We start from the raw sequence: 25,426 nt of genomic DNA, 5'->3' as shown, positions 1-25,426 counted from the left end.
AAGGGATCGGAACCCTTCAACTCGTATGGGCGACAACCTTGTCGACCGTCTCGGGGAAGAAGTCGGGCGCAGCGCTGCGCTTGCCGAACATCATGTCGTACTGGATGAGCCGGAAATCGCTGATCGCCGGGTCGATCTCCTTCTGACGCGACCAGTCGGGCGTGGCCTCGCCGGCCGGCGTCAGCAGCAGGTTGCGGTCGACGACGCGGTAGTGTTGACGCATCTCACCCAGAAAACCCGTGTAATAGGGATGCGTAATCCCCGCGGTGGTGAGGATATGATAGGGCAGGAAGGCCGGGCTCACCGCGCCAAGGTTCTCCACCGAACCGGAGCGGTTCGACCAGATGATCAGCGGCGTCTGATGATGTTCCAATGCGTCTTGCGGCGTTGCTTCCTTGCGTGGCGCGACATTGTCCTTCAGGAAACCGGTTTCGACATAGACCGGCCCCAGCGGCGGCAGATGGTCGCCGAAAAAGGCGATGACGGTGGGGCGGGAGCGCTTCTTGGCCCATTCGATCAGCCGTTCAAGGCCGCGGTCCGCATCGGCTGAGCCCTCCGCATAGCTTAGCAGCGAGTCGCGCGCCCATTGGCTGATCGGCGCCTGCACCGAGTGGGTCGGGTTGTAGTAACGGTTCGGTTCATAGGGACCATGGTTCTGCAGGCTGACCGCGAAGAAGAACACCGGGTCGTCACTGGCGTCGGCTTCGCGGATGATCTCGTCCGTCATCGCCGCATCCGATGCCAGCGGTCCGCGCTTTTCCATCGGCGGCAGCGTCTCTTCCGACTTGAAATCGTTGAAACCGAAATCGGCATAGACCGCGCCGCGGTTCCAGAACCAGTTGGTGCCGGGATGGATGGCGCGTGCCCGGTAGCCCTCGCTCTTCAGGAAGGTCGCCATCGAAGGCGTCGGCGTGCGCACATATTGCTGGTAGGGAATGCTGCCGGCGGGCAGGAAGGCGTTGGAAAAACCGGTCAGCGCCTCGAATTCGATGTTTGCGGTCATGCCGCCGAATTCAGGCGAGAACATCGAACCGGAACGCAACGATCGCACGGTGGGAATGGGATCCGGTGTGATGGAGACGCCGGGCAGCTTGGTCGGATCCCAGAAGGATTCGCTCATGACGACGATGATGTCGGGCTTTTCATCGGGCACCGAGGCCGTCACCTGCGGCCGCTCGATCGCCGCGATCGCCTTGTCGGAATAGCCTGATGGTGCCGAGACATGCGCCATCGGCACGTTGAGCGCGAAGGCAAGCGCAAACCCGTTCGAGGCATAGTTTTCCTTCTGGTCCCACATGATCGGGATGATCTGCAGCCGATCCCTGGTCCAGGAGAAGGTGGCATAGTCCATGATCGAGACAAAGAAGGCGAGCAGCGGCACCGCCAGCGTCAGCCGGGCAAGGCGGCCTTTGTGGCTGAGTGCGGGAACCTTGCGGCGCCACAGCCGCCAGCCATAGACGAGCAGCGACAGGCCGGCGACGATGCCGACGACCATGGCGAGCGCGGTCATCGGCCGGTCGCGCACCAGGAGTGGCAGCAGGGCGACGATCTGGCGGGCGTAGAGAAAGTCAGTCGGATAGAGCGGATCGCCGAGATAATGCGATTTCTGGTGGCCGACAAAGGCCAGCGACAGGGTCAATGGCGCGACGATCATCAGGCTTTGATGACTGCGGCCGAGCACGGCATCGAGGCCGATCAGGATCAGCGCGAACACGACGATGGTCGTCCAGCCCGGCTTGAGCGGCTGCAGGAAGAAGGAGACCGTGCCGGCAAAGTCGCCGCGTACGATCAATTCGATGACAAACACCAGGATGGTTGAGATCGCCAGGCTGATCAATCCGTAACGGACGACAGGCCATCTCCGGCCCGGCAGATAGCCGGTGGACGGATCGTCTTCCAGGAACTGAGGCGCGGCTTTACCTGCGCGTTTCGAACTCTTTGCCACTTTGACTTCCCACCCAGCGACAACCCAAGTCACTCGATTGTCATATAATTGTCACGCAAAGCTAGCGCCTGTGGCGGAAATAAGAAGAGCCAGCAAACGATTCGTGAGCGGTTTTCATCAGGAGTGATCGCCAAAAAGCCTTTCGGAACAGGCACCCGGCGCATGGTTCCGACTCGGGACTGGGCTGAACCGGGCTTGACTTGGCGGCCTGCCTTGCGCCACAGGCAGGAAAAACGCGTGTTATCAGGCAAGCACAACCAGTCTTGGAGAGCCCTCGCATGGCCATTGCATTCACCTTTCCGGGACAAGGCAGCCAGGCTGTCGGCATGGGCAAGGATCTCGCCGACGCCTTTCCCGAGGCACGCAGGGTCTTCCAGGAAGTCGACGATGCGCTCGGCGAAAACCTGTCGAAGCTGATCTGGGAAGGTCCCGAAGAGACCCTGACGCTGACGGCCAACGCGCAGCCGGCGCTGATGGCAGTGTCACTGGCGGCGATCAGGGCGCTGGAAGCGAGCGGCTTCTCGCTGAAGGACAAGGTCGCCTATGTCGCGGGCCATTCGTTGGGCGAATATTCGGCCCTTGCCGCCGCCGGGTTCGTCTCTGTTGCCGATGCCGCCCGTCTGCTGCGCATTCGCGGCAACGCCATGCAGGCGGCGGTGCCGGCCGGCGAGGGCGCCATGGCGGCGATCATCGGACTGGAGCAGGCAGATGTCGAAGCCGCTTGCACCGAGGCCGCACAAGGGGCCGGCAAGGTCTGCCAGATCGCCAACGACAATGGCGGCGGCCAGATGGTCATTTCCGGCGCCAAGGCCGCGGTCGAACTGGCGGCGAAACTGTGCACCGAAAAGGGCGCCAAGCGGGCGCTGATGCTGCAGGTCTCGGCGCCCTTCCATTCGGCGCTGATGGCGCCGGCGGCCAATGTCATGCGCGACGCGCTCGCCGGGGTAACGAAGCATGCGCCGGCAGTGCCCGTGCTGTCCAACGTCACCGTGACCCCGACCAGTGATCCCGACGAGATCGCGCGGCGCCTGGTCGAGCAGATAACCGGCCGCGTGCGCTGGCGCGAAACGGTGGAATGGTTCGGCGCCAACGGCGTTGCAACGCTTTACGAGATCGGCGCCGGCAAGGTGCTGTCGGGCCTAGCACGGCGCATCAATCGCGACATCGCCACATCAGCCGTCGGCACCTCGGCCGATGTTGAGGCGGCGCTGGCCGCGCTTGCATAATCCACTGGCGATTTCACCCCTTCCGTGTGAAGGCTGTTTTCTCAGATCAGGAGACAAAAAATGTTCGAACTGACCGGCCGCAAGGCGCTCGTCACCGGAGCATCGGGAGGCATCGGCGAGGCGATTGCCCGCGTGCTGCATGCGCAAGGCGCCATTGTCGGCCTGCACGGCACCCGGATCGAGAAACTGGAGACCTTGGCAGGCGAACTCGGTGACCGGGTCAAACTGTTCCCGGCCAATCTGTCGAACCGCGACGAGGTCAAGGCGCTTGGTCAGAAGGCGGAGGCCGAGCTCGAAGGCGTCGATATCCTGGTCAACAATGCCGGCATCACCAAGGACGGCCTGTTCGTGCGCATGTCGGACGCCGATTGGGACTCGGTGCTCGAAGTCAACCTGACCGCCGTTTTCCGGCTGACCCGCGAACTCACCCATCCGATGATGCGCCGCCGCCATGGCCGCATCATCAACATCACCTCGGTGGTTGGCGTGACCGGCAATCCCGGCCAGACCAATTACTGCGCCTCCAAGGCCGGCATGATCGGCTTCTCCAAATCGCTGGCGCAGGAGATCGCCACCCGCAACATCACCGTCAACTGCGTTGCCCCGGGCTTCATCGAATCGGCGATGACCGACAAGCTCAACGACAAGCAGAAAGAGGCGATCATGGCGGCGATTCCGACGCGCCGCATGGGCACGAGTGTTGAAGTGGCGTCCGCCGTCGCCTACCTCGCCTCCAACGAAGCCGCCTACGTCACCGGCCAGACCATCCATGTCAACGGCGGCATGGCTATGATTTGACGGATACGGCGGGGCTGTGAAAAGAGACCATTTCGCCTTGGACCTCAGCCATTTTTCGTGTAATGCGGCCCGCAACCCGGCGGTTCGGGCAAAAACCGGTCCGTGGCCGTTGCGTTTCCGGCAGGACCATCTTTCAGCTTGATTAGCGGCATTCTGCCCGCTAACGAAGACAGACAAACAAAAGACGAGGATGCCCCAAATGAGTGACACCGCAGAGCGCGTCAAGAAGATCGTCATCGAGCACCTGGGCGTCGATGCCGACAAAGTGACGGAGCAGGCGAGCTTCATCGATGATCTGGGCGCTGACAGCCTCGACACGGTCGAACTCGTCATGGCGTTCGAAGAAGAATTCGGCGTCGAGATTCCCGACGACGCAGCCGAGACCATCCTGACGGTCGGCGATGCGGTGAAGTACATCGACAAGGCTTCGGCCTGACGCTTTCCGCAGTCATCACCGGGGAGGACCTGCGATGAGGCGTGTCGTCGTCACGGGCCTAGGGTTGTTGTCGCCGTTCGGCATGGGCTTCGAGCACAGCTGGAAGGAACTTCTGACCGGCCGCAGCGCCGCCAAGCGCATCACCGAGTTCGAGGTGGAGGATCTTGCTTGCAAGATCGCCCACGTCGTTCCGCGTGGTGACGGCAGCAATGCCACCTTCAATCCCGAGGCCGTGCTCGAGCCGAAGGAATTGCGCAAGATCGGCGATTTCATCCTGTACGGGATTGCCGCCGCCGATGAGGCGCTGAAGGATTCCGGCTGGGAACCCAAGACCCACGAAGAGCAATGCGCCACCGGCGTGCTCATCGGTTCGGGCATTGGCGGCATCGAGGGCATCGCCGAGAACGCGATGATCCTCAAGGAACGCGGCCCGCGCCGCATCAGCCCCTTCTTCATCCCGGGCCAGATCATCAATCTCGTCTCCGGCCAGGTTTCAATCCGGCACGGGCTGAAAGGCCCGAACCATGCTGTCGTCACGGCCTGTTCGACCGGCGCGCACGCCATTGGCGATGCTGCCCGGCTGATCATGTGGGGCGATGCCGACGTCATGGTCGCCGGTGGCGCCGAGGCGCCGGTGACGCGGCTGTCGATCGCCGGCTTCGCCGCCTGTCGGGCGCTGTCGACCGATCGCAATGACACGCCGCAGACGGCGTCGCGTCCATACGACCGTGACCGCGACGGCTTCGTCATGGGCGAGGGCGCCGGTGTGGTGGTGCTTGAGGAACTCGAGCACGCCAAGGCGCGCGGTGCGAAGATTTATGCCGAGGTGACCGGTTACGGTCTCACCGGCGATGCCTATCATATCACGGCTCCGGCTGAAGATGGCGACGGGGCTTTCCGTTGCATGACGGCGGCGTTGAACCGGGCCAAGCTTACGCCCGCCGACGTCGACTACATCAACGCGCACGGCACCTCGACCATGGCCGACACGATCGAACTCGGCGCTGTCGAGCGGCTGGTCGGCAATGCGGCGTCGAAGATTTCGATGTCGTCGACCAAGTCGTCGATCGGCCATCTGCTGGGTGCGGCGGGTGCCGCCGAAGCGATCTTCTCGATCCTCGCGATCCGGGACAATGTCGCGCCGGCGACCATCAATCTCGACAACCCGGAGCGCGAAACCGCGATCGACCTGGTGCCGAACAAGCCGCGGGCTCGCCAGATCGACGTGGCGCTGTCCAATTCCTTCGGTTTCGGCGGCACCAACGCTTCGCTTGTATTCCAGCGTTACAATGGCTGATCGCCCGGCTGCCGGGCGATGCGTCGGCATGTCGTCAATTTTGCCATATTCGCCCCTACTCTGCCGCAGGGGATTCGTTGAGAGATCAAACGGTAGGGCGAAATGAACACAAATCCGTCGGGCAACGGAGAATTCGGGCAACGGCCGGCGAATACCGGGCCGATCGTGCCGAAGACAGCCAGCGAGGCCTTGCGGCCGGAAGCCGGAACGCCGCCGCCGAAGCGCTCGCGCGCTTCGCGCAGCCAGGTCGTCGTGTTCATGAACTTCGTCATCTCCTTGGTGATGCTGATGGTTCTGGCGGCGGGTGCGGCGCTTTACTTCGGCAAGCAGGAATTCACCGAAGCCGGTCCCTCAGCCAATGGCGACACCTTCCTGGTCAAGCCGAACACCGGCGTCGCCGACATCGCCGACCAGCTTGAGCGCCGTGGGCTGATCAGCGATGCCCGCGTCTTCCGCCTTGGCGTGCGTGCCTTCGGCAACGATTCCGCGCTCAAGGCCGGCGAATACGAGATCAAGCCCCGGGCATCCATGCGCGACATCATGGAGCTTCTGAAGAGCGGCAAGTCGGTGATGTACTCGCTGACCATTCCGGAAGGGCTGACGGTCGAGCAGGCCCTGCAGCGTATCGCCGACGAGCCCGCTTTGAGCGGCGACATGCCGGCGACGACACCTCCCGAGGGCAGCCTTGCCACCGACACACTGCGCTTCACGCGCGGCGCGACGCGCCGGCAGATGATCGACAAGCTGGTGGCCGATCAGAAGAAGCTGGTCGACGAGGTCTGGCAGCGTCGCGCGCCGGACCTGCCGCTCGCCAATATCGAGGACTTCGTCACCCTGGCCTCGATCGTCGAGAAGGAAACCGGCAGGGGGGACGAGCGTTCGCGCGTCGCCGCCGTGTTCCTCAACCGGTTGGCCAAGGGCATGCGCCTGCAATCCGATCCGACCATCATCTATGGTCTGTTCGGCGGCAAGGGGAAGCCCGCGGACCGCCCGATCTACCAGTCGGACATCCAGAAGCAGACGCCCTACAACACCTATGTGATCAGCGGCCTGCCGCCGACGCCCATCGCCAATCCGGGCCGTGCGGCGCTTGAGGCCGTGGCCAATCCATCGAAGACCGACGATCTCTATTTCGTCGCCGACGGCACGGGCGGTCACGTCTTTGCCGCGACGCTGGACGAGCACAATGAGAATGTCGCCCGTTATCGTGCGTTGCAGAAGAAGCAGGCCGATGACGCGGCCAAGGCCGCCGCTGCCGCTGGTACCAGCGGCAATGCCGACAAGCCTGCCGATGACAAGCCCGCTGCCGACAAGCCTGCCGACGACAGCGACGGTACCGGTGGCGACAATGGCGATGCCGGCGGCGATGCGGGCGATGCGCAGTAAGACGAAGAAAGGCGTTGCCCGGAGGGCGACAGCCTGACATTTGAAAGAACGCCAGCGTCCGATTTTGACGCACCGTGGCGTGGTTGTTTTCAAGCAGCACTTGCCCCCGTCCGGAAAACTGGCTTTGGGGTGATGCGCCAGGGGTGTGCAGGCGACATGAATTTGCAGAGCATGACCGGGTTTGCGCGCGCCGTCGCCGAGCATGACGGCACTTCGATCGCCTGGGAGGTCAAGTCGGTCAACGGCAAGAGCGTCGAGGTGCGGCTGCGGTTGCCGCCGGGTTTCGAGCGGCTGGAGCCGACGGTCAGGCAAACACTGCAGAAGCGTTTCGCCCGCGGCAATTTCCAGGCGACGCTGACCATCGGCCGCGCCGCCGGCGCGCAGGCGCTACCCGTTGTCAACGAGGCCTTTCTAAAGGACCTTGCTGGGCTGGCGAAGCGGCTGCAGGAACAATTCGGCGTTGCCCCCGCGTCAGCTGACGGGTTGCTGTCGCTGCGTGGCGTGCTCGACATTCCCGAAACCGTGGAAACCGAAGAGGCGCGCGCCGCGCTCGACATCGCCATCATGGCTGCGCTCGACGTGGCACTGAAAGGGCTGGAGCAGGCACGGCAGGGCGAGGGTGCGGCACTGGCTTTGCTGCTATCCGGCCACATCGACGCCATCGAGGCGCTGACTTTGCGCGCGGAGGCGGATCCGTCTCGCGAGACCACGGCGATCCGTGAACGCATCGCCGAGCAGGTCAAGCTGCTGATGGACGCGTCCGCCAATCTGGATGCGAGCCGGCTGCATATGGAGGCGGCATTCCTCGCCACCAAGGCCGATATCCGCGAAGAGATCGACCGGCTGAAAACGCATGTCGCATCTGGCCGGGCCCTGCTCGAGGGCGGCGGCGCTGTCGGCCGCAAGCTCGATTTTCTGGCACAGGAATTTAACCGCGAATCGAATACGCTGTGCTCGAAGTCGAACGCCGCAGCTGTCACCGCGATCGGACTGGAGCTGAAGGCCGTGGTCGACCAGTTTCGTGAACAGGTCCAGAATCTGGAGTAGCCGATGGTTGCCAAGGAACCGATGGTTCCCAGGGATTTGGGGTCCCGCATCCGCCGCCGGGGGCTGATGCTCGTGCTGTCGTCGCCATCCGGCGCCGGCAAGTCGACGATCGCCCGCAACCTCCTGGAAAGCGATTCCAGCCTCGAACTGTCGGTCTCGGTCACCACCAGACCGCGCCGCGGCTCAGAGATCGAGGGTGTTCACTACCATTTCCGCACCATGCGCGACTTCGAGCGGCTGCGCGATTCCGACGCGCTGCTTGAATGGGCCGAGGTGCACGGCAATTGCTATGCGACACCGCGCGAACCCGCCGAACTGGCGTTGGCGCAAGGCCGCGACATGCTGTTCGACATCGACTGGCAGGGCGCACAGCAGCTGAAGGAGAAGATGCGCGCCGACATCGTCTCGATCTTCATCCTGCCGCCATCGATGAAGGAATTGAAGGCACGGCTGAAGCGCCGGGCCGAGGACCAGGAAGCGGTGATCGAAACGCGACTGAAGAACGCCCGCAACGAGATCGAACACTGGAAGGAATATGATTTCGTCATCGTCAATGACGATCTCGACCGCGCCTTCGCCGAAGTGCGCGGCATCGTCGTCGCCGAACGATTGCGGCGAGACCGCCGGCCCGGGCTTTTTGATTTTGTCTCGGGATTGCTGGACGAGAAGACGGTGTGAGGTCTTTTTTCCTTCTCCCCGTGAACGGGGAGAAGCGAGCTACACCGCATTGGTCAGTCGCACGAATTCCTCGACGCTGAGCGTTTCGGCGCGGCGGGTCGGATCGATGCCCGCGCGCTCGAGCAAGGCCTCACCGCCAAGGCTTTTCACACTCTGCCGCAGCATCTTCCGGCGTTGGCCAAAGGCGGCTTCGGTGACACGACCGAGTTTCCTGACGTCAGTGGGCAGGGGCGTCGCGCGCGGCTCCAGATGCACCACCGAAGAGGTGACCTTGGGCGGTGGTGTGAAGGCCTGGGGCGGCACATCGAAGGCGATCCTGGCCTGCGAGCGCCAGCCGGCCAGCACGCCAAGCCTGCCATAGGCGTCGCTGCCGGGCGCCGCGACGATGCGCTGGGCCACCTCGCGCTGGAACATCAGCGTCATCGAGGCGTAGAAGGGCGGCCAGTCCGGAACCGTCAGCCACCGCACCAGCAGCTCGGTGCCGATGTTGTACGGCAGATTGGCCACGATCCGCACCTGACCACTGTCTCCGGTTGCCGCCGAGGCGAGGGCGGCGAAGTCGGTCTTCAGTGCGTCGCCGGAAATCACCTCCAGCCGGCCGGGATAGTGAGCGGAGACTTCGGCAAGGGCAGCCAGGCAGCGTTCATCGCGCTCGATGGCGACGACCCGGCGGGCGCCGTTGGAAAGCAGCGCCCTTGTCAGCCCACCGGGCCCCGGTCCGACCTCGATCACCACGGTGTTTGTGAGATCGCCAGCAACGCGTGCGATCTTGCCGGTCAAATTGAGGTCGAGCAGGAAATTCTGGCCGAGCGCCTTTTTCGCCTGCAGCCCATGGCGCTCGATGACGTCGCGCAGCGGCGGCAGCCCGTCGATGCTCATGCGGCCCCGGCCCTTGCGTCGATGTCGGCGAGCCTTCTGGCGAGCTTCAGCGCCGCGATCAGGCTGTCGGGCCGCGCAATGCCCTTGCCGGCGATGTCGAAGGCAGTGCCGTGGTCTGGCGAGGTGCGGATGAAGGGCAGGCCGAGCGTGACGTTGACCGCTTCATCGAAGGCCAGCGTCTTGGCCGGGATCAATGCCTGGTCGTGATACATGCACAGTACCACGTCATAGCCTGCCCGTGCCCGGGCATGGAACAGCGTGTCGGCCGGCAGCGGGCCGAAAGCATCGATGCCTTCGGCGCGCAGGATGTCAACTGCCGGGCGCACGATGCGCTCGTCCTCCAGGCCCATCGAACCGCCTTCGCCGGCATGCGGATTGAGGCCGGCGATGGCGAGCCTCGGCCTGGCGATGCCGAAGCGGCTGGCGAGATCGGCCGCGGTGATGCGCGCGGTCGCGATGATCAGCTCGCTGGTCAGGGTCTTCGGCACCTCGGCCAGAGCGATGTGGATGGTGACGGGAACCGTGCGCAGGTCAGGGCCTGCCAGCATCATCACCGGCATTGCGTCGAAACCGCTGTGCCGGGCTGCGAGATGCGCCAGATATTCGGTGTGGCCGGGAAAGCCGAACCCGGCGTCGTAGAGCGGCTTCTTGGCGATCGGGCAGGTGACGACGGCGGCGGCGTCGCCGGCAAGGCAAGCGGCGACAGCTCGGTCGATGGCCTCGACGGTGCCGGCCGCATTGGCCGGATCCGGCCGGCCGGGGCTGTCGATGAACCGAGCCGCAAGTGGAACGATCGGCAAGGTATGGGCGAAAACCTGCGCCGCTAGCGCCGGTGTCGTCTCGACGATCGGCACCGACAGGCCCAGCTGGCTTGCCCGCGAGGCGATCAGCATCGGATCGGCCAAAAGATAGAAGGCGGGCAGGCCGACTGCCTTGCGCGCCAGGAAGGCGGCGATGGCGATTTCGGGGCCGATGCCGGACGGATCGCCGACGCTCAGCGCCAGCGCGGTCATCGCGCTCTTCACCTCAGCGCTTGACGATGCGGGCTTTCGCCTTCAGCTCGTCGACATATTTCTTGCTGAGATCGTCGGCGGCCTTGTCGTTGGAGCCTTCGCTCTGGAACACCATCTGGGCTGTTTTGTCGTCGGACACTTCGCGCGATGAGCAGATGCCGATGAACTCGACGCCGCGATCGGTTTCGCGTGTGGTGGTGGCGCCGCCGACCTTGGTCGCCTTGATCTGCTCGGCCCAGTCCGGCGGCAATTGCGGCGCCAGCACCCGGCCCAGATCGCGAACGGTGACGTCGATGAGGCCCTTGGCGAACTCGCGCGTCGTGGTGCAGCCGTTGAAGCGGGCGCGCATGGCATCGGCCTCGCGCTTGCGCTTGGCCAGCGTCGCGCTGCGTTCGGCGGCGGGCACGACGAAGATGACCTGCTGCAGCATGTACTCGGTGGCGCTCGGTTTGGCCCCGCCCTTGTCGAGCATGCGCCTGACCGCATCCTGTTCGGTCACGCTGCCGCCTTCGCCGGAACGGTAACGCGCACTCAAGGCCTGGTTCCAGGCCATCTGGGCGCGGATGAATTCCTTGAAATGATCCTTGCTGACGCCGGATTTTTCCATCACGCCATCGAGCTGGCTGAGCTGCATCTTGTTGCCGGAAGCAAAGCGCTGATAGGCAGCCTCGACCTGGGCGTCGCTGATGCGGATGCCAAGCCGCTTGGCTTCGGCCATGCGCAGCGTCTGGTCGATCATTTCCTGGGCGGCATCGCCCTTCTTGCGCTGCAGCTTCAGGAAAGCGGCACGATGCGCGATATCGCCTGACGTGATTGGTATGTCGTTGACGACGTATTTGATCTCGCTGGCGAAAGCCGGCGGCGTCATGACGGTCATCGACACGGATGTCGCCGCCACAAGCAGCGCGAACCCTGCTGAAAAGAGGTACTTCCTCATCATTGGCATCCCAATTCTATCCCGGTTCCGCCCAATTTCGTCCTCTCCCGGGTGCGCGAATCCGTGCCAGCCCTATGCGGCGAAACGATGTCTCGCCGGCTATTGGATGGTGTCGACTGCGTTGGTCGACGAGCCGAAGTCGCCAAGGGTGCGGAACGACAGGTTGAAGCCGATGCTCTGCGTCACTTCCCTGGTGTTCAGGTCACGCGACTGCGAGTACGTCATCAGATAGGTGAAGCAGGAATCGTTGTAGGCGAAGCCGACCCCATCCTTGACCAGCAGGCTTTCCTGCAGATCATAGGTTCCTGTCCCGAACACGCGCCAGTTCTCGGCCAGATGCGTGGACGCGCCCAGCGTGACCTCATGACGGTCGGTGGTGAAACCGTAGAGCGGCTGGGCCTGGATGAAGGCGTATCTGGCGCTCAGCGACACCGGCAGGCCTGAATAGGCGGCCCTCAACTCGGCGCGGCGAACCTCGAAGGTCTGTTCGTCGAAGCGGCCGCTGACGGAGGCTGCGAATCCATTCGGGCTGTTGATGCCGAACAGACCGACATAGTCGGACTTGGTGGTCTGAAGGCCCGAATAGGCGCCGACATTGACCAGATCCGGCACGGCGAAAGAGTTCTCACCACCAATCTGATAAGATTGGCCGAAAATGGCATTGGTGCCCCAGCCATTGATGTAGGAGCCGGAATAGCGGAAGCCGACATTGGCCCGCGAGCCGCCTTCGATGCGATCATAACCGGAGAACTTGTCGCGTTCGAACAGAGTGGTCGCGTCGAACACCATGCTCTGGGCGTCTTCATTCGGAACGGCGAGGCCGCCGACATATTGTTCGTTCGGACGCAGGAACACCTGCGCCATCGGCTCGATGACATGGCTGGATCCGCTGGCCATGGAAAACAGCAGCGGCCAACGCATTTCGAGCCCGGCGGTGGCCATGTAGCGGGCGAATGACGAACGCATATCGTCCTGCACGCCCAAATTTGTCGCCATCTGATTGACGGCGGCGAGCGAAGCCGATGACGCATTGAGGTAGTCGACGTCGCCCTGCAGCGCCAGCAACGGTGTCAGCACCAATCCGTCGTCGGTGGTGAATGTCCGCTTCCATTCGGTCTCGGCGGTCAAACGGCCGGATTCGCCTTCAATGCCGCGCACGCGTTGGGTACCCGAAGCGGGCACGTAGGGGGTAAAGTAGGTCTGATCCAGTTCGTCGCGACGGAGAACCCGTGCATTGACGTTGAACGACAGTTGGCCGCCGGCGACCGCTACGTCGGGGATGTTTTGATAGTCGAGCGACGGCATGACCCAGGGCTGCTGGGCGCTGCGCGCGGAGATATAGTTGTCGGGCGTGTTCTCCTGGACATCGAAATGCATGGCGCGCACGTCGAAATAGTTTCGGCCGTTGAGACCAGTCAGGTAAACCGTCGATTGGTGGACGGCCGCATTGTACTTGTCGATGTTGTAGGTGCTCGAAAAGTCCTTGTCGGTCTGCAGCAGCACGTCCCAACCGAAATTCCAGCGATCGTTGATGGCGAACTGCCCCTGCGTGCCCATCATGCCGCGGAACTTGTTCGGATCGCCGGCCGCACCCGAGTCGATGTTGTGGCCACCGGTGGAAGGGAAGGCGGTGGTATCAATGAAGGCGTCGGGATTTTGCTGCTGGATCCCGGCGACCTTGAAACTGTACTCGCCATTGTTGAAACGCTGGCGCCACTCGGCCTCTCCGAGGAAACCCTGCTTGGTATAGCCGCTTCCCGTCACCGTCAGGTCATATGTCGGCGAAAGTGCGAAATAATAGGGAATCTTGACGCTGTAGCCCAGGTGGCTGTTGTAGTTGATGCTGGGGATCAGGAAGCCGCTCTTGCGCTTCACCGTCGGGTCGGCGATCTCGAACGCCGGCAGGTAGGCGAGGGGAAAACCGAAAAATTCGAAATTCGCATTCTCGAAGCGAACCGTCTTCTTCTCGCCGTTCCAGATGATCTTCCTGGCCTTCACGCGCCAGGTCGGTGCCTTGTCGGGCTTGTCCTCGCACGGTTCGCAGGCGGTGTAGACGCCATTGTGGAATGTGGTCAGCACGCCGCCCATGCGCTCGGCGCTTTCGGCGGCGAAATAGGCCTTGTCGATGGTTTCAACGCGCAGCGCGTTGACGAAACCGTCGGCGAAATCGTCGGTGATATCGATATGCTGCGAATTGATCTTGGTGCCGTCGCTGTTGACGATTTCAACATTGCCGGTGGCAACCATCCGCTTGGTGTTGCGGTCGTATATGACCTTCTGGGCGACGAGGCGGTTGCCGCCATAGTCGATCTGCACACCACCGACAGCGGTCACCGTCTGGTTGTCGTTGTTGTAGACCAGCGTATCGGCGGCCAGCAGCATCTGCGAGCCGGCCGGAACGTTGGTCGTCATCTTGCCGACTTCCTGAGCGAAGGCAGGCAACGGCACGGCGCAGGCAAGCAGGCATGCCAAAGCGCTCGCCGCATAGAGGCGCGCCAAATTGGCCTGCCTGTTGCTGGGCAAAAACGCCTCCCTCACTAGCCGTCTTCCTTGTATAGCAGGAAAGTCACCCCGAAGAACATAGCTACCACGACCGGCACCCAGGCGGCTATGGCTGTCGGCACGAATCCCGCCACGCCGAATGCCTTCACCAGCACCGAAACGACATAAAGCAGAAACCCGGCAACGACGCCACCCAGAATCATCGTTGCCGATTGCCCCATTCTCGCAAATCGCATTGAAACTGTTGCCGCAATCAGCGTCATGGCGACGAGAAGGAACGGCAACGCCACCAGCGAATCAAACTGCATGGCAAAGGCATTTGCCTTGAGGCCGAAGGAACGGGCAACCTCGATTTTTCCAGGCAGGTCGTAGAACGGAATGGTCTCCGGGCGCGCCAGCCGCTCCTGCACGAATTCAGGCTTCAGATTGGTTGGCACACGATCGCTGGCCGCGGGCTGGATGGTGCCGTTCCTGAAGGTCTTCACATCCTGCAATTCCCAATAGCCGTCCCGCAGATAGGCGCGGGCAGCGTCCTTGCGCTCGACGATATTGCCTTTCGGGTCGAGGATGAAGAAGACGACATCGGCCATCTCGAGGCCCTGGTTGAGGATGGCCCGCGCACCGATGATGGTGTCACCGGTACCGGTTTTCTGGCGAATCCAGGGTGCGGCATCGGCCGAAACCGTATTTGATTTGCCGGAGCGCAACCGGGTCTCGATCTGCTCGGACAAGGAGAAGGCATGCGCGGCGAGCGGGTTGATGAGCCCGACCGAGACAAAGCCGAACAGCAACGCTCCGATGCAGCATGGCAAAAGGAATTGCCAGGCGGAAACGCCGGCGGACCGGGCGATGACCAACTCGTAGCGGCGGTTGAGCGAAACCAGTGTCGCCATCGCCGAGAACAGGCCGACAAACGGCACCGTCTGCAGCATGATCATCGGCATGCGAAGGCCCGAAATAGCCACCGCCGTCCCATAGGTGAAGCCGGGTAGGCCGGTGGTGCGGCCGGACAGCTCGGTGAAATCGATCAGGAAGACCAGCGCCAGCAGGCCCAGGAAGAACCAGATCGTGATCGTCACATAGCGGAAGAAGAAATAACGGCCCAGTGTCCAGCCCATCAGCCGATCCCCTGACCTGAAGTGCCGCGCCTTGACCAACGCAGTTTGAGGGCATTCCAGCCGTCACCGACGCGGCTGGCCAGGTTCGTCATCCAGTCCGCCCAGGCCACCGGCAGTTCCATGGTCCGGTTCGACACGATGAACCAGATCGCCACGGCGGAAGCCACAATGGGCACGCCATAGACCATATAGGCGTATTGCGGCACTTCATCGGCCTTGCTGGCGGCAAAGAAACCCAGCCAGCGCACGAACAGGGATATGGTGATCGCCGTGATCAAAGGATTGACGCGCGCCTCGCGATGCGAGCGTGCATCGCCGGCGACCGCGAGAGCGATCAGCGCGAACACCATGGAATACAGCCATTCCGAAAACCGCTGGTCGACCTCGGCCCGGTATTCCTGCGGATTCTGCTGAAAACTCTTGTCGTTGGGGCTTGGATTGAGCAGGTACTGGGTGGTCTGGTCCTTCGGCAACAGCGTCACCTCGGATGCCGCCGCCATGAAAGCCGACATGTCGAAGGCATAGGAGGTGAACCGGATGACACTGAGGTCGCCGGTCAGCGTTTTTCGGTGGATGACGCCGTCGTTCATCATCAGCACCTTTTCGCCGCCGCGTTCGACGACGCTGCCGGTCTTGGCGTAATAGACGAGATTGACGCCTTCCTCGCGCGAATCGGCGACGAAGATGCCGCCCAGCTTGTTATCGGGAAGCCGCTCGCCAATCTGCAGGAACAGCCCGTCCTCGATCTTTCGGAAGGTGCCCTCCTGGATGATCAATGACAACAGATCGGCGCGCGACTCCGCCACCAAAGCCCGGTTCTTCTGCCGTGCATAGGGGTCGATGCCATTGTCGACGGCAAGGGAAAAAACACTGGCGGCAAGAGCCAGAAGCATGATTGGCCGCACGATCGTCCAGCGCGAGGCGCCGGCGGCGTTGACGACGGCGAGTTCGGAATCCGAATTCATGACACTGAGTGTCTGGGCGACCGCCACCACCAGCGCGAAAGGCACGACGATCGGGATGATCGACGGAAGAATGAGGGCGGCGACCTCGAAGAAGGTCAGCGATGACTGGCCGCTGTCGGTGACCAGATCGATCTTGGCCAGCACCTGCGTGGTCCACACGATGGCCAGCGTCCAGACAAGCGCTGCCAGGAAGACCACGAAAGCGCGGCGCATGATGTAGCGTTCAACGACCTTCATGAAGGCTTTACTCGATTTTCTCGAACGGCATCATGCCACCACGCTAAGGGTAGCTGCCCGGCGACGCCCGCACAACTGGCTCCGATGGGCTCGATCAGGCAGGCGATCCGGTTCCCGTCCCATGTCGCGTGCCGCAATGGACCGGAGTGTCGGAGGGAATGGATAAGAAAGGGAAAACATCGATGGTTAACAATATGTTGCGGCATGAAGCGGGGCCGTGCCGCGACGAATCGCCATCGATTCCACGTGTCATATGGGTGGTCATTTTGGCAAAGTCTTGCCAAATGCCGGAAAACGACCAAATGTCGCGGATCACTTCAAAGCGCTTCGCGCACCATCGCGCAATCCCCGAAAGCAGGACATGATGAACCCGAGACCGTCGATCGCCTTTGCAAAATTCGTCGCGCCTCAGACGGCGGCGAACAGGAAGGGCACGGTCTTCGTGCTGTCGGCTGATGACGGTGGCCTGAGCGATGCGGCCAGGGCCTACGATCCCGGCAAGACGCTGGGACGGGCCTTTCCGGTGGCCGAGTTCAGCGGCAAGTTCGCCGGCATCGTCGAGATTCTGGCGCCGGAAGGAACGTCGCTCGACAGGCTGGTCGCGGTCGGCGCCGGCAAGGCGGCGGGGCTCGATGAATATGCCTGGCTGAAACTGGGCGGCACCATTGCGGCGTCGCTGCGCAAGGCAACCGACGTCGCCGTAGTGCTCGACCTGGTCGGCGCCTCGGTTGATGGCAAGGACGCCGCCAACCTTGCTGCTGGCATTCTCCTGCGCAGCTACTCCTTCGACAAGTACAAGACCAGGAAGGACAAGGATGACGCAAAGGCCGATGCGAAAAAGCCGGTCAAGATCACCATCCACACCGCCGATCCCGCGGGCGCCAAGAAGGCTTTCGCCGAGACCGAGGCGGTGGTCGACGGCGTGCTTCTGGCGCGCGACCTGGTCAACGAACCGGCAAACGTGCTGGGACCGGTTGAGTTCGCCGCCAAGGCCAAGGAACTTGAGGCGCTCGGCGTCAAGGTCGAGATTCTGGCCGAGAAGGAGATGAAGAAGCTCGGCATGGGCTCGCTGCTCGGCGTCGCCCAAGGCTCCCCTCGCGGCGCCCGCATGGCGATCATGCAGTGGAACGGCGGCAAGCCCAAGGACAGCCCGATCGCCTTCGTCGGCAAGGGCGTCACCTTCGACACCGGCGGCAATTCGATAAAGCCGGCTTCGGGTATGGAGGATATGAAGGGTGACATGGGCGGCGCCGCCGCCGTGACTGGGCTGATGCACGCCTTGGCCGCACGCAAGGCAAAGGCCAATGTCGTCGGCATCATCGGTCTGGTCGAAAACGCTGTCGACGGCCATGCCCAGCGTCCCGGCGACATCGTCACCTCGATGTCGGGCCAGACCATCGAGGTGCTCAACACCGACGCCGAAGGGCGCCTCGTTCTGGCCGACGCGCTGTGGTACTGCAACGACCGTTTCCAGCCGAAATTCATGGTCAATCTGGCGACGCTGACCGGCGCCATCATGGTCGCGCTCGGCCTGCATTATGCCGGCCTGTTCTCCAACAATGACGAACTGGCGGAGAGGCTGGCGGCGGCGGGGCAGGCGACGCAGGAGCGGCTGTGGCGCATGCCGCTCGGCGCCGAATACGACAAGCTGATCGATTCCAAGAACGCCGACATGAAGAACATCGGCGGCCGCTATGGCGGCGCGATCATCGCCGCGCAATTCCTGCAGCGCTTCGTCAAGGATACGCACTGGGCGCATCTCGACATTGCCGGCACGGCGATGGGTTCGCCGTCGAACGAGATCAACCAGTCCTGGGGTTCAGGCTTCGGGGTGCGGCTGCTCGACCGGCTGGTGCGCGATTACTACGAAAGCTGACCTTGATCCATGGCCGACGTGCTGTTCTACCACCTGACCGAATCGACGCTGGAGCAGGCGCTGCCGGGCCTGCTCGAGCGCAGCGTCGATCGTGGCTGGCGCGCGGTGGTGCAGACCGGCACCGAGGAAAGGCGTGACGCGCTCGACCAGCATCTGTGGACCTTCCGCGACGATTCGTTCCTGGCGCACGCGACGGACCGCGAGGCTTATCCCGGCGAACAGCCTATCCTGTTGACCACCGGCGACAGCAATCCCAACGAGGCCAGGATAAGGTTCCTGGTCGACGGTGCGGCGCCGCCTGAACTCAGCGGCTACGAGCGTGCCGTGTTCCTGTTCGACGGCCATGACGCCGCCCAGGTCGAGGCGGCCCGGGCGCATTGGAGGACGATGAAGGACGCCGGCCACGCCGTGACCTACTGGCAGCAGACATCAGACCGCCGCTGGGAGCGCAAGGCTTAACGCGATCCGTGGACGCAGACCTAAAGCGCGCCGCATGAGTCCGACGCGCTTTGGCCGACGCTTTGCCGCCGATGATAAGGCGCTACTCTTGTGCCTTGATCCGTTTCTGTTTCCGGCTGACGTAGTCGCCGTATTTCAATTTCATGAACTCGTCCGCCACGTTGCGATGCGAGTTCCTGAAGACGTACCAGTCGCCATCCGGTAACTTGCGCTGGTAGAGCACCCGGCCGGTCTGGCGATGTTCGAAGCAGGTGAGGGCATTGGAGTCGCCCTCCGCACGATGCCATTTCGCCCGGAAGCAGAGCTTGCCTCCTCCGGGAATGAACCAGATCCCGTCACCGTAACCCAGCTTGCCCTTGTCTGAAGTCCAGGCGCTGAATTGACGACGCTGCACGGCAAAATAACCCGCACCGTTTCGGCCCCACAGCCACGAGCGGTTCTGATACATCTGGTAGATGCCTTCGTCGGGCACCGCTTCGGCCTGCCTGGCCAGTTCTGCCACTTGCGCCGCTGTCTTGGCTACCGCCGGAAGCTGGAAAGCCAGGACTGCTATGGAACAGGCAAGTGCTGTTCCAATGGAATTCCCCAGTACTCGTTTCACGGCCCCACCCCTACAATCTTACGCTACGCTCAGTTTTTACGCTTGCACTTACACAATACGCTTAGGGCAGGACATGCTGGGTAACCCTCCAGTCGGGCAGCCCATAGCCACCCAACCATGGCCACACTTCTTTCTGGTTGAAGTAGACGACTGACGTCAGGGCCGGAAATTCCGAATAGGACTTGCGGGAATCGGCCGCCCATTGCGAAACATATTCCTGCTTCCCGACATAGCCGAGTTCCGCCACTTCGATTGGCTTGTTGAAAGCCGCGACGCGGTCATAGCCTGGCTTTAGCATCTCGGCGAACGTACGGTCGCGACCGGCCTCGTTATTGTCCTTTGTCTGCAGGCCGAACACCGACAGTCCGATGACGTCGACATAGTCGTCGCCAGGGTAGTATTTCTCCAGACCCTCTTCACCTTTGGGTGACCACATGTATTTGGCGGCCGGAGCAGCCTTGCGGCAGAGATCGACCTCGCGCTTGTAGGCGGCGATCCAATCCTTGGGGGCCCAGTTGGCCCATGTGAAGCGGCCGTTCTTGTCCTCCATTTCCTGCGCCCAGCGAATGGTGACGGGGCTCTTCATGGCCCCCACCAGGTTGCAGATTGCCTGCATGTTGGCGTCATACTTGCCGCTCAATATGCCGTCGCGCAGTTCGTTCGGGGTGATGCGCCAGTCCTTCGACCAGGTCCAAGGCTCGATGGTGATCAAGAGCGACCGGTTCCGCTGAAGGGCATAGGCATCGGCCAAGGGAAGAGTCGCCAGATCGACGTCTTCCCACGGCAAGAACAACTCCTCGATGCTGGCGGTCTTGTCGGCGCTGAAGTCGCCGTAGGGATCATAGGATCCGAACGCCGACGCGGCGCTGCTCGTCTGAACGGGATCCGTCGAGGCTGCCGAGCCGGCGCCTGCCGAAATCGGGAACGCTGTGCTCCCGCCCAAGGCCAACGCGATTGCAAGTGCGCTTGCCGCATAGTTTTTCATGTTTGTTCTCCCATCGCCTGAGCTTCCCGCGGAAGTCAAAGCGTCGCCACTGCGCATCGATGTTACTCGATGCGACTACCCAAGACCGATCGGCTCAGTTGGGGGAATCTGTGGGATTTCGGAGCGATTGATGGCGTGCGACGCATCGCACGAACCCACCTGACAATTATCTCTCAAGGCACCGACACAAAGGAGCTACAGAGAGAGATTTCGCCGCGATACTCACAAATTCGCGTCAACATTCCGATATATCATCCCTGACTAATTTAAGAGCCTGTCGGGACCAAGAGTCAAGTGCAATTAACGGTTGCTTAACCCTGATACGCTCGGCATGGTTAATGGGCCGCCCTGCCGGTTCCCCCCGGGGTGCGCCTTCGGCCCATCAGCTATTTTCCAACGACGAAATTTCACCCGACTTCTGTTCCGGAGCCGACCATTGGCCTTCTTGCCGGAGGGCTTGATCTCTCGCCCAAGGGGTTAGGTTAACCAATGCGCAAGAAGTATGGTTAAGCAATGTTTAATTTAGTTGACACTAACGGAGTGACGGCCGATTCTGCTGCCGGGATTTAAGGGCTTTGCAGCAGTCGTTGGCTGCAGCCCAAAGTGGCGGCGTGTAAGGGTATGAGTTTAGACGTAGGCATCATCAGCCGTACGAGCAGACAGGCAGGGCGGCCCCGGTCAGCTTTGGCCAACGTGGCGGAGAAGGCTCCGTTTCTCGTGCCGGTACTCTCTCCCGTCAAGCAATGGATCCTGCGGACAGGCCTGGCCTTCTGGTTTCTCACCCTCGGGTTTTTCTGGGTTTGGTGGCTGAAGCCAGAACATATCGACCACACCGGGCCGTTCACCTTCGCGACCATCGTGCTGGCCTGGCTCACCTTGATGCCGATGTACTTCCTGCTCAACGTGCACGCGTCGCGGAAACCGTCAAAGCTTTACAGTATCCCGAAGCGTTCGCGGGTCGCGATGGTTGTCACCAAGGCCCCGTCGGAACCCTTCGCCGTGGTTGCGCGCACGTTGGAAGCAATGCTCGCGCAGGACTATCCGCATGACACCTGGCTGGCCGACGAGGATCCGTCCGAGGAGACGGTGCGCTGGTGCGAAGCCCGCGGCGTGCTGATATCGACGCGGCGCGGGAGGGAAGACTATCACCGTAAGACATGGCCGCGCCGCACGCGCTGCAAGGAAGGCAACCTGGCCTTCTTCTATGACCACTATGGTTATGAGCGTTACGATTTCGTCGCGCAGATGGACGCCGATCATGTGCCGACGCCGACCTATCTCAGGGAAATCCTCTATCCCTTCGCTGATCCCGCGGTCGGCTATGTCTCGGCGCCGAGCATCTGCGACAACAATGCCGCCGAAAGCTGGTCAGCGCGCGGCCGGCTGTTTCCGGAGGGGATGTTCCACGGCCCCTTGCAATCCGGTCATACCGGCGGCGGGGCGCCGCTCTGCATCGGCTCACACTATGCCGTGCGAACCAAGGCGCTGAAGCAGGCGGGCGGTCTCGGCCCGGAACTGGCGGAGGATCATTCCACCTCGATGCTGATCAACGCGGCCGGATGGCGCGGCGTCCATGCGATGGATGCTATTGCCCATGGCGACGGCCCGCAAACCTTTGCTGATCTTGTCACCCAGGAATTCCAGTGGTCGCGCAGCCTGATGACGATCCTGCTCGAATATTCGCCCACATATTTTCCCAAGCTGTCGCCGAGATTGCGGTTCCAGTTCCTGTTCTGCCAACTCTGGTATCCGCTGTTCGCCGTCTTTGCGCTGCTGATGTACGCAATGCCGATGTATGCGCTGTTCACCGGGCGCAATTTTGCCAATGTCATGTATGCCGACTTCCTCTTCTACTATCTGCCCAACGCCGTCGCCCTGGTTGGCCTGGTGGTGATGCTGAAAGCATTCGGCCTCTCGCGACCGATGACGGCCAAGACGATAAGTTGGGAAGGCACGCTGTTCCTTTTCTTCGCCCGCTGGCCGTGGGTGCTGGCCGGCACGGTGTCGTCGCTGCGCGACTATCTGACCAAGTCGTTCGTTGATTTCCGCGTCACGCCAAAGGGCAGTGGCCCCAAGAACCTGGTTCCGTTCCGTGCCTTCTTTCCCTATGTGGTGCTGGCGATCGGTGCGGCGCTGCCCGTCCTGCTCGTTGACCACCCCTTCGACGCCACGGGCTTCTACTGGTTCGCCGCGCTCAATGCCTTCCTTTATGGGCTTCTGGTCGTGGTCATCGTCGTAAGGCATGTCATCGAGAACAAGATTCCACTGCGTGCCAACGCTGCCAAACTCGCCTTCCAGGCATCGCTCACGATGCTGGCGCTTATCGTGCCGGCCATCGGTTTCTACGACCGTGGCATGGAGGGCGTGTACGGGCTGCAGCAAGGCGCCGGCGGCTTCCGCATCGTCCGCATCGCCTATGTGGTCTCCGGCGCCGGCCAGGGCAACATCGGCAGCCGCAATTTCTACTTCGATCCCGGTTGGGAAACGCGGCGCTGACGCCCAGAGTCTTCCGCGCAAAGAGCTCTCCTGAACTGCATTCAACTTGATGGACGGCCTCGCTTGCCGGCCGGCGACCTGCTGCAGCCTCAGGCACGAAAATAAGATCAAATTTTAATAATATCCGATCGGGCGCTGAAAGGCGGCACTGACCATGCCGTTTGCGCGAATTTTAATAAGTATCCTCTAATATTAAGCCATGATGTGAATGGCGGTTGGCCGTTCACACGGCGCGGAAGACACCTAAGAAAAATATCTCCGCGTCCAATCGACTTGCATTTGTCGGCAGGGGATAGGTGATGAACAAATTCATGAGGGGTTTGGCTGCTAAGGGCAGAAAGAATGCCTGGTCTATAGCTGCCGTTGCATTGATCTCGATGGTTTCCGGGTGCCAGAGCATGGACGCGACCACGACCGGCTCACTCGCCGGCAACCCTGCGGTGCATGCGCCGGTCAAGAAGATCCATTACGTCGGCAAGAAGCGGTCCCATGTGTTCAGCCGCAAGCGCCTCATGCAGACGACCAGCGTCACGCGCACGACCGAAACGGCCTACGCCGCCTTCGTGCGGCCGCAGCGGGCCGGGATGATCAAGCCGGCGCCGGTGAGGGTTTCTTACAAGCTGGGCGGCGATGGCGGCCCATTCCTCGGTCATTCGCCCTGGATCTGTGGTCCGAGCGGATTTGGCCAGCGCGCGACTTGCCGGGCGCGCTAGCAAGAGTTCGGCGGGGGACTGGAATCCGGGCGCGAGAGGAGAGGCGGTGTGGGCCGCGCATCCACCCCTTGCGCCCGGATTTCCATTCGTGCCGATACCAATCGACGAACGCCTCCGATCCCTCTTAGATCGGCCCTCGTGGCTTGACGTCGAAGTCTCACTTCGGTCCGTGTTTGGGGGGCTTGTCGACCCCTTAGCCTGAAGCACTTCGTTGCGGCGCAAAAGGTTGACATCGGTCTTTGCCCGGCTGTTAATGCTCGCAGCCAGCTGCCGACCGCGCGGTCTGGGAAATCCGACGCTGCGTCGATGGGGAGAACGCTCCGTGGTGGTGCGTCCTGGTCATGATTGTGTCGGCGCCACGCTGGATCGAGATGCGAAAACCGAAATGCGACCGCTGATTGTGCCGACAATTTCGACCGGATTGCCCGCGCCTCGCGCAGGCAGAGAACGCGGCCAGTCTGCCAGGCGCATATGGCTTGTGCCTCTGCTGGTCGTTTGTGGCCAGTTGGCGCTTGCCGGAGCTGCTCACGCGACCGAGGAAAAGAAGCCGAAGCCTGCGGAAGCAGCCGCCACCGTGCCGACGGCTTTTGAGCTGCAGCTTCTCTACACCGACCGCACATGGCTATGGAAAGACGGAGCGGCCTATTTCGGAAAGGCCAGCCGCCCCCTCCGGGCCTGGACATCGGGGCAGGATTCAGCCTCCGTCGCCGAGGGCAGGTGGCTGGTGACCAAAAACGGCCAGATGTGCATGGAAGTCGCCTGGCGGTCCAAGAGCTACAAGGGCAAGCTGCAACGCACCTGCTACAGCCACCGCATCAAGGGCGGGACCATTGAGCAGCGCAAGGAACCGGATGGGGAATGGTACAGTTTTAAGCGAACTCCCGAGGACCCTTCCGACGAATACCGGAAATTCGTGGCGGGCGACACCAAGGGCGCGCAGTTCGAAGAGACCCGCAAGCTGATCGATTCCAAGAATTAGGTCGTGTTTCAGCCGCTAAGCCGACAGTAGCATGCGGAATGCTTGCATGAGCGTTGACACAGTCCGCATTGCGCGAGCCGCTCCAGACCCATCGCGGCGGTAGAGCAGACCCCAAATCCGTCCCTGGTTTGACAGTGGGCTGCCTTTGCCGGCGCCTGTCAAGGACCTTGCGAATCGCCTATGGTGAAGCATCAAGCGGTTCGGCTGGAGCCGCCGGCGCGCCGACCACCGATTGATCGCATTCAATTGCATCTGACGGACGACGATACGGTGGGCTTACCCTAGGGTTTTCATTAAATTTAATAATTAGTGATGTCTAATGTTCATGCGTGATGTGCGAGTGGTTGCCGCGCGGCGTGGAAGCGACGGAGGCATAGTATGTCGCAATACGCCCTTAGCTTATACTTGATAGCAAGGGACACATGATGAACAAATCCGCAATGGGCGCATTTCGCCCAAGCAAAAACATAGTATCTATTGTTGCGGTTATGGCGATAACCTCCGCGATTACAGGCTGCCAGGGTATGGATGCGACCGAGACCAATTCGGTCTTCATCAGGCCTGTGGTCCACCCGATCCGCAGCAAACCGGCGGTCCTGCCGGTCTACGCCATGTCCACGGTTCATTCGCTTAGAGCCGAGCCTCAGATTCTGATGACGAGCGCGGTACAGACGACTGAAAGTGACTACGCTTTTGCATCACCACAGCCGATCAAGGTTCGCACGCCAGGGCCTGTGAAAGTCGCCTTCAATCCGGGCGATGACGGTCCGTTGCTGGGCGGTTCGCCTTATATTTGCAGCCCTAGCGGATTTGGCCAACGCGCAAGCTGCCATCCGCGCTATCTCTGATCTAT

24 protein-coding genes are annotated in these 25,426 nt (G+C 62.0%); 13 read left to right on the top strand and 11 right to left on the bottom strand.

The window, feature by feature from the left end; genetic code table 11:
* Positions 1-16: 16 nt before the first annotated feature.
* Positions 17-1,945 carry an LTA synthase family protein gene (locus tag AC56QX_RS27890; protein ID WP_497111684.1) on the bottom strand — a complete coding sequence of 643 codons (1,929 nt, stop codon included), beginning with the start codon at positions 1,943-1,945 and terminating at the stop codon, positions 17-19.
* Between the two features lie 278 nt (positions 1,946-2,223).
* On the opposite strand from AC56QX_RS27890, the gene fabD reads away from it, so the two are divergent.
* The 4 genes from fabD to fabF all read left to right on the top strand — a co-directional run bounded on the left by fabD (position 2,224) and on the right by fabF (position 5,702).
* On the top strand, positions 2,224-3,171 hold the full coding sequence (fabD, locus tag AC56QX_RS27885) for an ACP S-malonyltransferase (RefSeq protein WP_497111683.1): 948 nt from the start codon (positions 2,224-2,226) through the stop codon (positions 3,169-3,171).
* A gap of 60 nt (positions 3,172-3,231) precedes the next feature.
* Positions 3,232-3,969, top strand: coding sequence for a 3-oxoacyl-[acyl-carrier-protein] reductase (fabG, locus tag AC56QX_RS27880; protein ID WP_477234942.1), 738 nt, complete (start codon positions 3,232-3,234; stop codon positions 3,967-3,969).
* Between the two features lie 199 nt (positions 3,970-4,168).
* On the top strand, positions 4,169-4,405 hold the full coding sequence (locus AC56QX_RS27875; protein ID WP_006203723.1) for an acyl carrier protein: 237 nt from the start codon (positions 4,169-4,171) through the stop codon (positions 4,403-4,405).
* A 34-nt stretch (positions 4,406-4,439) separates the two neighbouring features.
* Complete coding sequence (fabF, locus tag AC56QX_RS27870; RefSeq protein WP_172230506.1) at positions 4,440-5,702, top strand: beta-ketoacyl-ACP synthase II; 1,263 nt, start codon at positions 4,440-4,442, stop codon at positions 5,700-5,702.
* Here fabF and AC56QX_RS27865 read toward each other — a convergent pair.
* On the bottom strand, positions 5,690-5,962 hold the full coding sequence (locus tag AC56QX_RS27865) for a hypothetical protein (RefSeq protein WP_497111682.1): 273 nt from the start codon (positions 5,960-5,962) through the stop codon (positions 5,690-5,692). The genes fabF and AC56QX_RS27865 overlap by 13 nt on opposite strands.
* Between AC56QX_RS27865 and mltG the strand changes: the two genes are divergently transcribed.
* From mltG to gmk, 3 genes are all read left to right on the top strand, one after another.
* Positions 5,961-7,088, top strand: coding sequence for an endolytic transglycosylase MltG (mltG, locus tag AC56QX_RS27860; RefSeq protein ID WP_497111681.1), 1,128 nt, complete (start codon positions 5,961-5,963; stop codon positions 7,086-7,088). The genes AC56QX_RS27865 and mltG overlap by 2 nt on opposite strands.
* 156 nt (positions 7,089-7,244) lie before the next feature.
* Positions 7,245-8,135 carry a YicC/YloC family endoribonuclease gene (locus tag AC56QX_RS27855; protein WP_497111679.1) on the top strand — a complete coding sequence of 297 codons (891 nt, stop codon included), beginning with the start codon at positions 7,245-7,247 and terminating at the stop codon, positions 8,133-8,135.
* Between the two features lie 21 nt (positions 8,136-8,156).
* Complete coding sequence (gene gmk / locus AC56QX_RS27850; RefSeq protein ID WP_172234850.1) at positions 8,157-8,813, top strand: guanylate kinase; 657 nt, start codon at positions 8,157-8,159, stop codon at positions 8,811-8,813.
* Positions 8,814-8,852: 39 nt separating this feature from the next.
* Here gmk and rsmA read toward each other — a convergent pair whose 3' ends face one another.
* The 6 genes from rsmA to lptF all read right to left on the bottom strand — a co-directional run bounded on the left by rsmA (position 8,853) and on the right by lptF (position 16,464).
* Positions 8,853-9,692 (bottom strand): 16S rRNA (adenine(1518)-N(6)/adenine(1519)-N(6))-dimethyltransferase RsmA, encoded by an 840-nt coding sequence (rsmA, locus tag AC56QX_RS27845; protein ID WP_497111678.1) that lies wholly within the window; start codon positions 9,690-9,692, stop codon positions 8,853-8,855.
* Positions 9,689-10,717 (bottom strand): 4-hydroxythreonine-4-phosphate dehydrogenase PdxA, encoded by a 1,029-nt coding sequence (pdxA, locus tag AC56QX_RS27840; protein ID WP_497111677.1) that lies wholly within the window; start codon positions 10,715-10,717, stop codon positions 9,689-9,691. The genes rsmA and pdxA overlap by 4 nt, the downstream gene beginning before the upstream one ends.
* 1 nt (position 10,718) lies before the next feature.
* Entirely contained in the window at positions 10,719-11,651 is a 933-nt protein-coding gene (locus AC56QX_RS27835) for a peptidylprolyl isomerase (RefSeq protein WP_497111676.1), read from the bottom strand.
* A 90-nt stretch (positions 11,652-11,741) separates the two neighbouring features.
* Positions 11,742-14,180 (bottom strand): LPS-assembly protein LptD, encoded by a 2,439-nt coding sequence (locus AC56QX_RS27830; RefSeq protein WP_497111674.1) that lies wholly within the window; start codon positions 14,178-14,180, stop codon positions 11,742-11,744.
* Positions 14,180-15,265 carry an LPS export ABC transporter permease LptG gene (gene lptG, locus AC56QX_RS27825; protein ID WP_497117929.1) on the bottom strand — a complete coding sequence of 362 codons (1,086 nt, stop codon included), beginning with the start codon at positions 15,263-15,265 and terminating at the stop codon, positions 14,180-14,182. The genes AC56QX_RS27830 and lptG overlap by 1 nt, the downstream gene beginning before the upstream one ends.
* Positions 15,262-16,464 carry an LPS export ABC transporter permease LptF gene (gene lptF / locus AC56QX_RS27820; protein ID WP_497111673.1) on the bottom strand — a complete coding sequence of 401 codons (1,203 nt, stop codon included), beginning with the start codon at positions 16,462-16,464 and terminating at the stop codon, positions 15,262-15,264. Before lptF ends, lptG begins: the two co-directional genes overlap by 4 nt.
* Before the next feature lie 364 nt (positions 16,465-16,828).
* On the opposite strand from lptF, the gene AC56QX_RS27815 reads away from it, so the two are divergent.
* Together AC56QX_RS27815 and AC56QX_RS27810 are read left to right on the top strand one after the other, a co-directional pair.
* The gene (locus AC56QX_RS27815; RefSeq protein ID WP_497111672.1) at positions 16,829-18,340 is read left to right on the top strand and encodes a leucyl aminopeptidase; all 1,512 of its coding nucleotides are present in this window, start codon (positions 16,829-16,831) and stop codon (positions 18,338-18,340) included.
* A 9-nt stretch (positions 18,341-18,349) separates the two neighbouring features.
* Entirely contained in the window at positions 18,350-18,799 is a 450-nt protein-coding gene (locus AC56QX_RS27810) for a DNA polymerase III subunit chi (RefSeq protein ID WP_497111671.1), read from the top strand.
* 82 nt (positions 18,800-18,881) lie between these two features.
* Here AC56QX_RS27810 and AC56QX_RS27805 read toward each other — a convergent pair whose 3' ends face one another.
* Positions 18,882-19,400 carry a DUF995 domain-containing protein gene (locus tag AC56QX_RS27805; protein ID WP_497111669.1) on the bottom strand — a complete coding sequence of 173 codons (519 nt, stop codon included), beginning with the start codon at positions 19,398-19,400 and terminating at the stop codon, positions 18,882-18,884.
* Positions 19,401-19,461: 61 nt separating this feature from the next.
* Positions 19,462-20,385, bottom strand: coding sequence for a glycoside hydrolase family 26 protein (locus tag AC56QX_RS27800; protein ID WP_497111668.1), 924 nt, complete (start codon positions 20,383-20,385; stop codon positions 19,462-19,464).
* A 621-nt stretch (positions 20,386-21,006) separates the two neighbouring features.
* Between AC56QX_RS27800 and AC56QX_RS27795 the strand changes: the two genes are divergently transcribed.
* Positions 21,007-22,881 (top strand): glycosyltransferase family 2 protein, encoded by a 1,875-nt coding sequence (locus AC56QX_RS27795; RefSeq protein ID WP_497111667.1) that lies wholly within the window; start codon positions 21,007-21,009, stop codon positions 22,879-22,881.
* Between the two features lie 223 nt (positions 22,882-23,104).
* On the opposite strand, the gene AC56QX_RS27790 is transcribed toward AC56QX_RS27795, so the two are convergent.
* Positions 23,105-23,281 (bottom strand): hypothetical protein, encoded by a 177-nt coding sequence (locus AC56QX_RS27790; RefSeq protein ID WP_497111666.1) that lies wholly within the window; start codon positions 23,279-23,281, stop codon positions 23,105-23,107.
* Here AC56QX_RS27790 and AC56QX_RS27785 point away from each other — a divergent pair.
* The 3 genes from AC56QX_RS27785 (at position 23,280) to AC56QX_RS27775 (ending at position 25,421) form a co-directional block, all read left to right on the top strand.
* Entirely contained in the window at positions 23,280-23,594 is a 315-nt protein-coding gene (locus tag AC56QX_RS27785; RefSeq protein ID WP_497111665.1) for a hypothetical protein, read from the top strand. The genes AC56QX_RS27790 and AC56QX_RS27785 overlap by 2 nt on opposite strands.
* A gap of 226 nt (positions 23,595-23,820) precedes the next feature.
* Entirely contained in the window at positions 23,821-24,573 is a 753-nt protein-coding gene (locus AC56QX_RS27780) for a DUF995 domain-containing protein (protein ID WP_497111664.1), read from the top strand.
* A gap of 422 nt (positions 24,574-24,995) precedes the next feature.
* Positions 24,996-25,421 carry a hypothetical protein gene (locus AC56QX_RS27775; RefSeq protein ID WP_497111663.1) on the top strand — a complete coding sequence of 142 codons (426 nt, stop codon included), beginning with the start codon at positions 24,996-24,998 and terminating at the stop codon, positions 25,419-25,421.
* Positions 25,422-25,426: the final 5 nt, after the last annotated feature.

This window comes from Mesorhizobium sp. RCAM 06353 (assembly GCF_059683585.1).
This window is presented reverse-complemented; position numbering and strand designations above follow the sequence as displayed.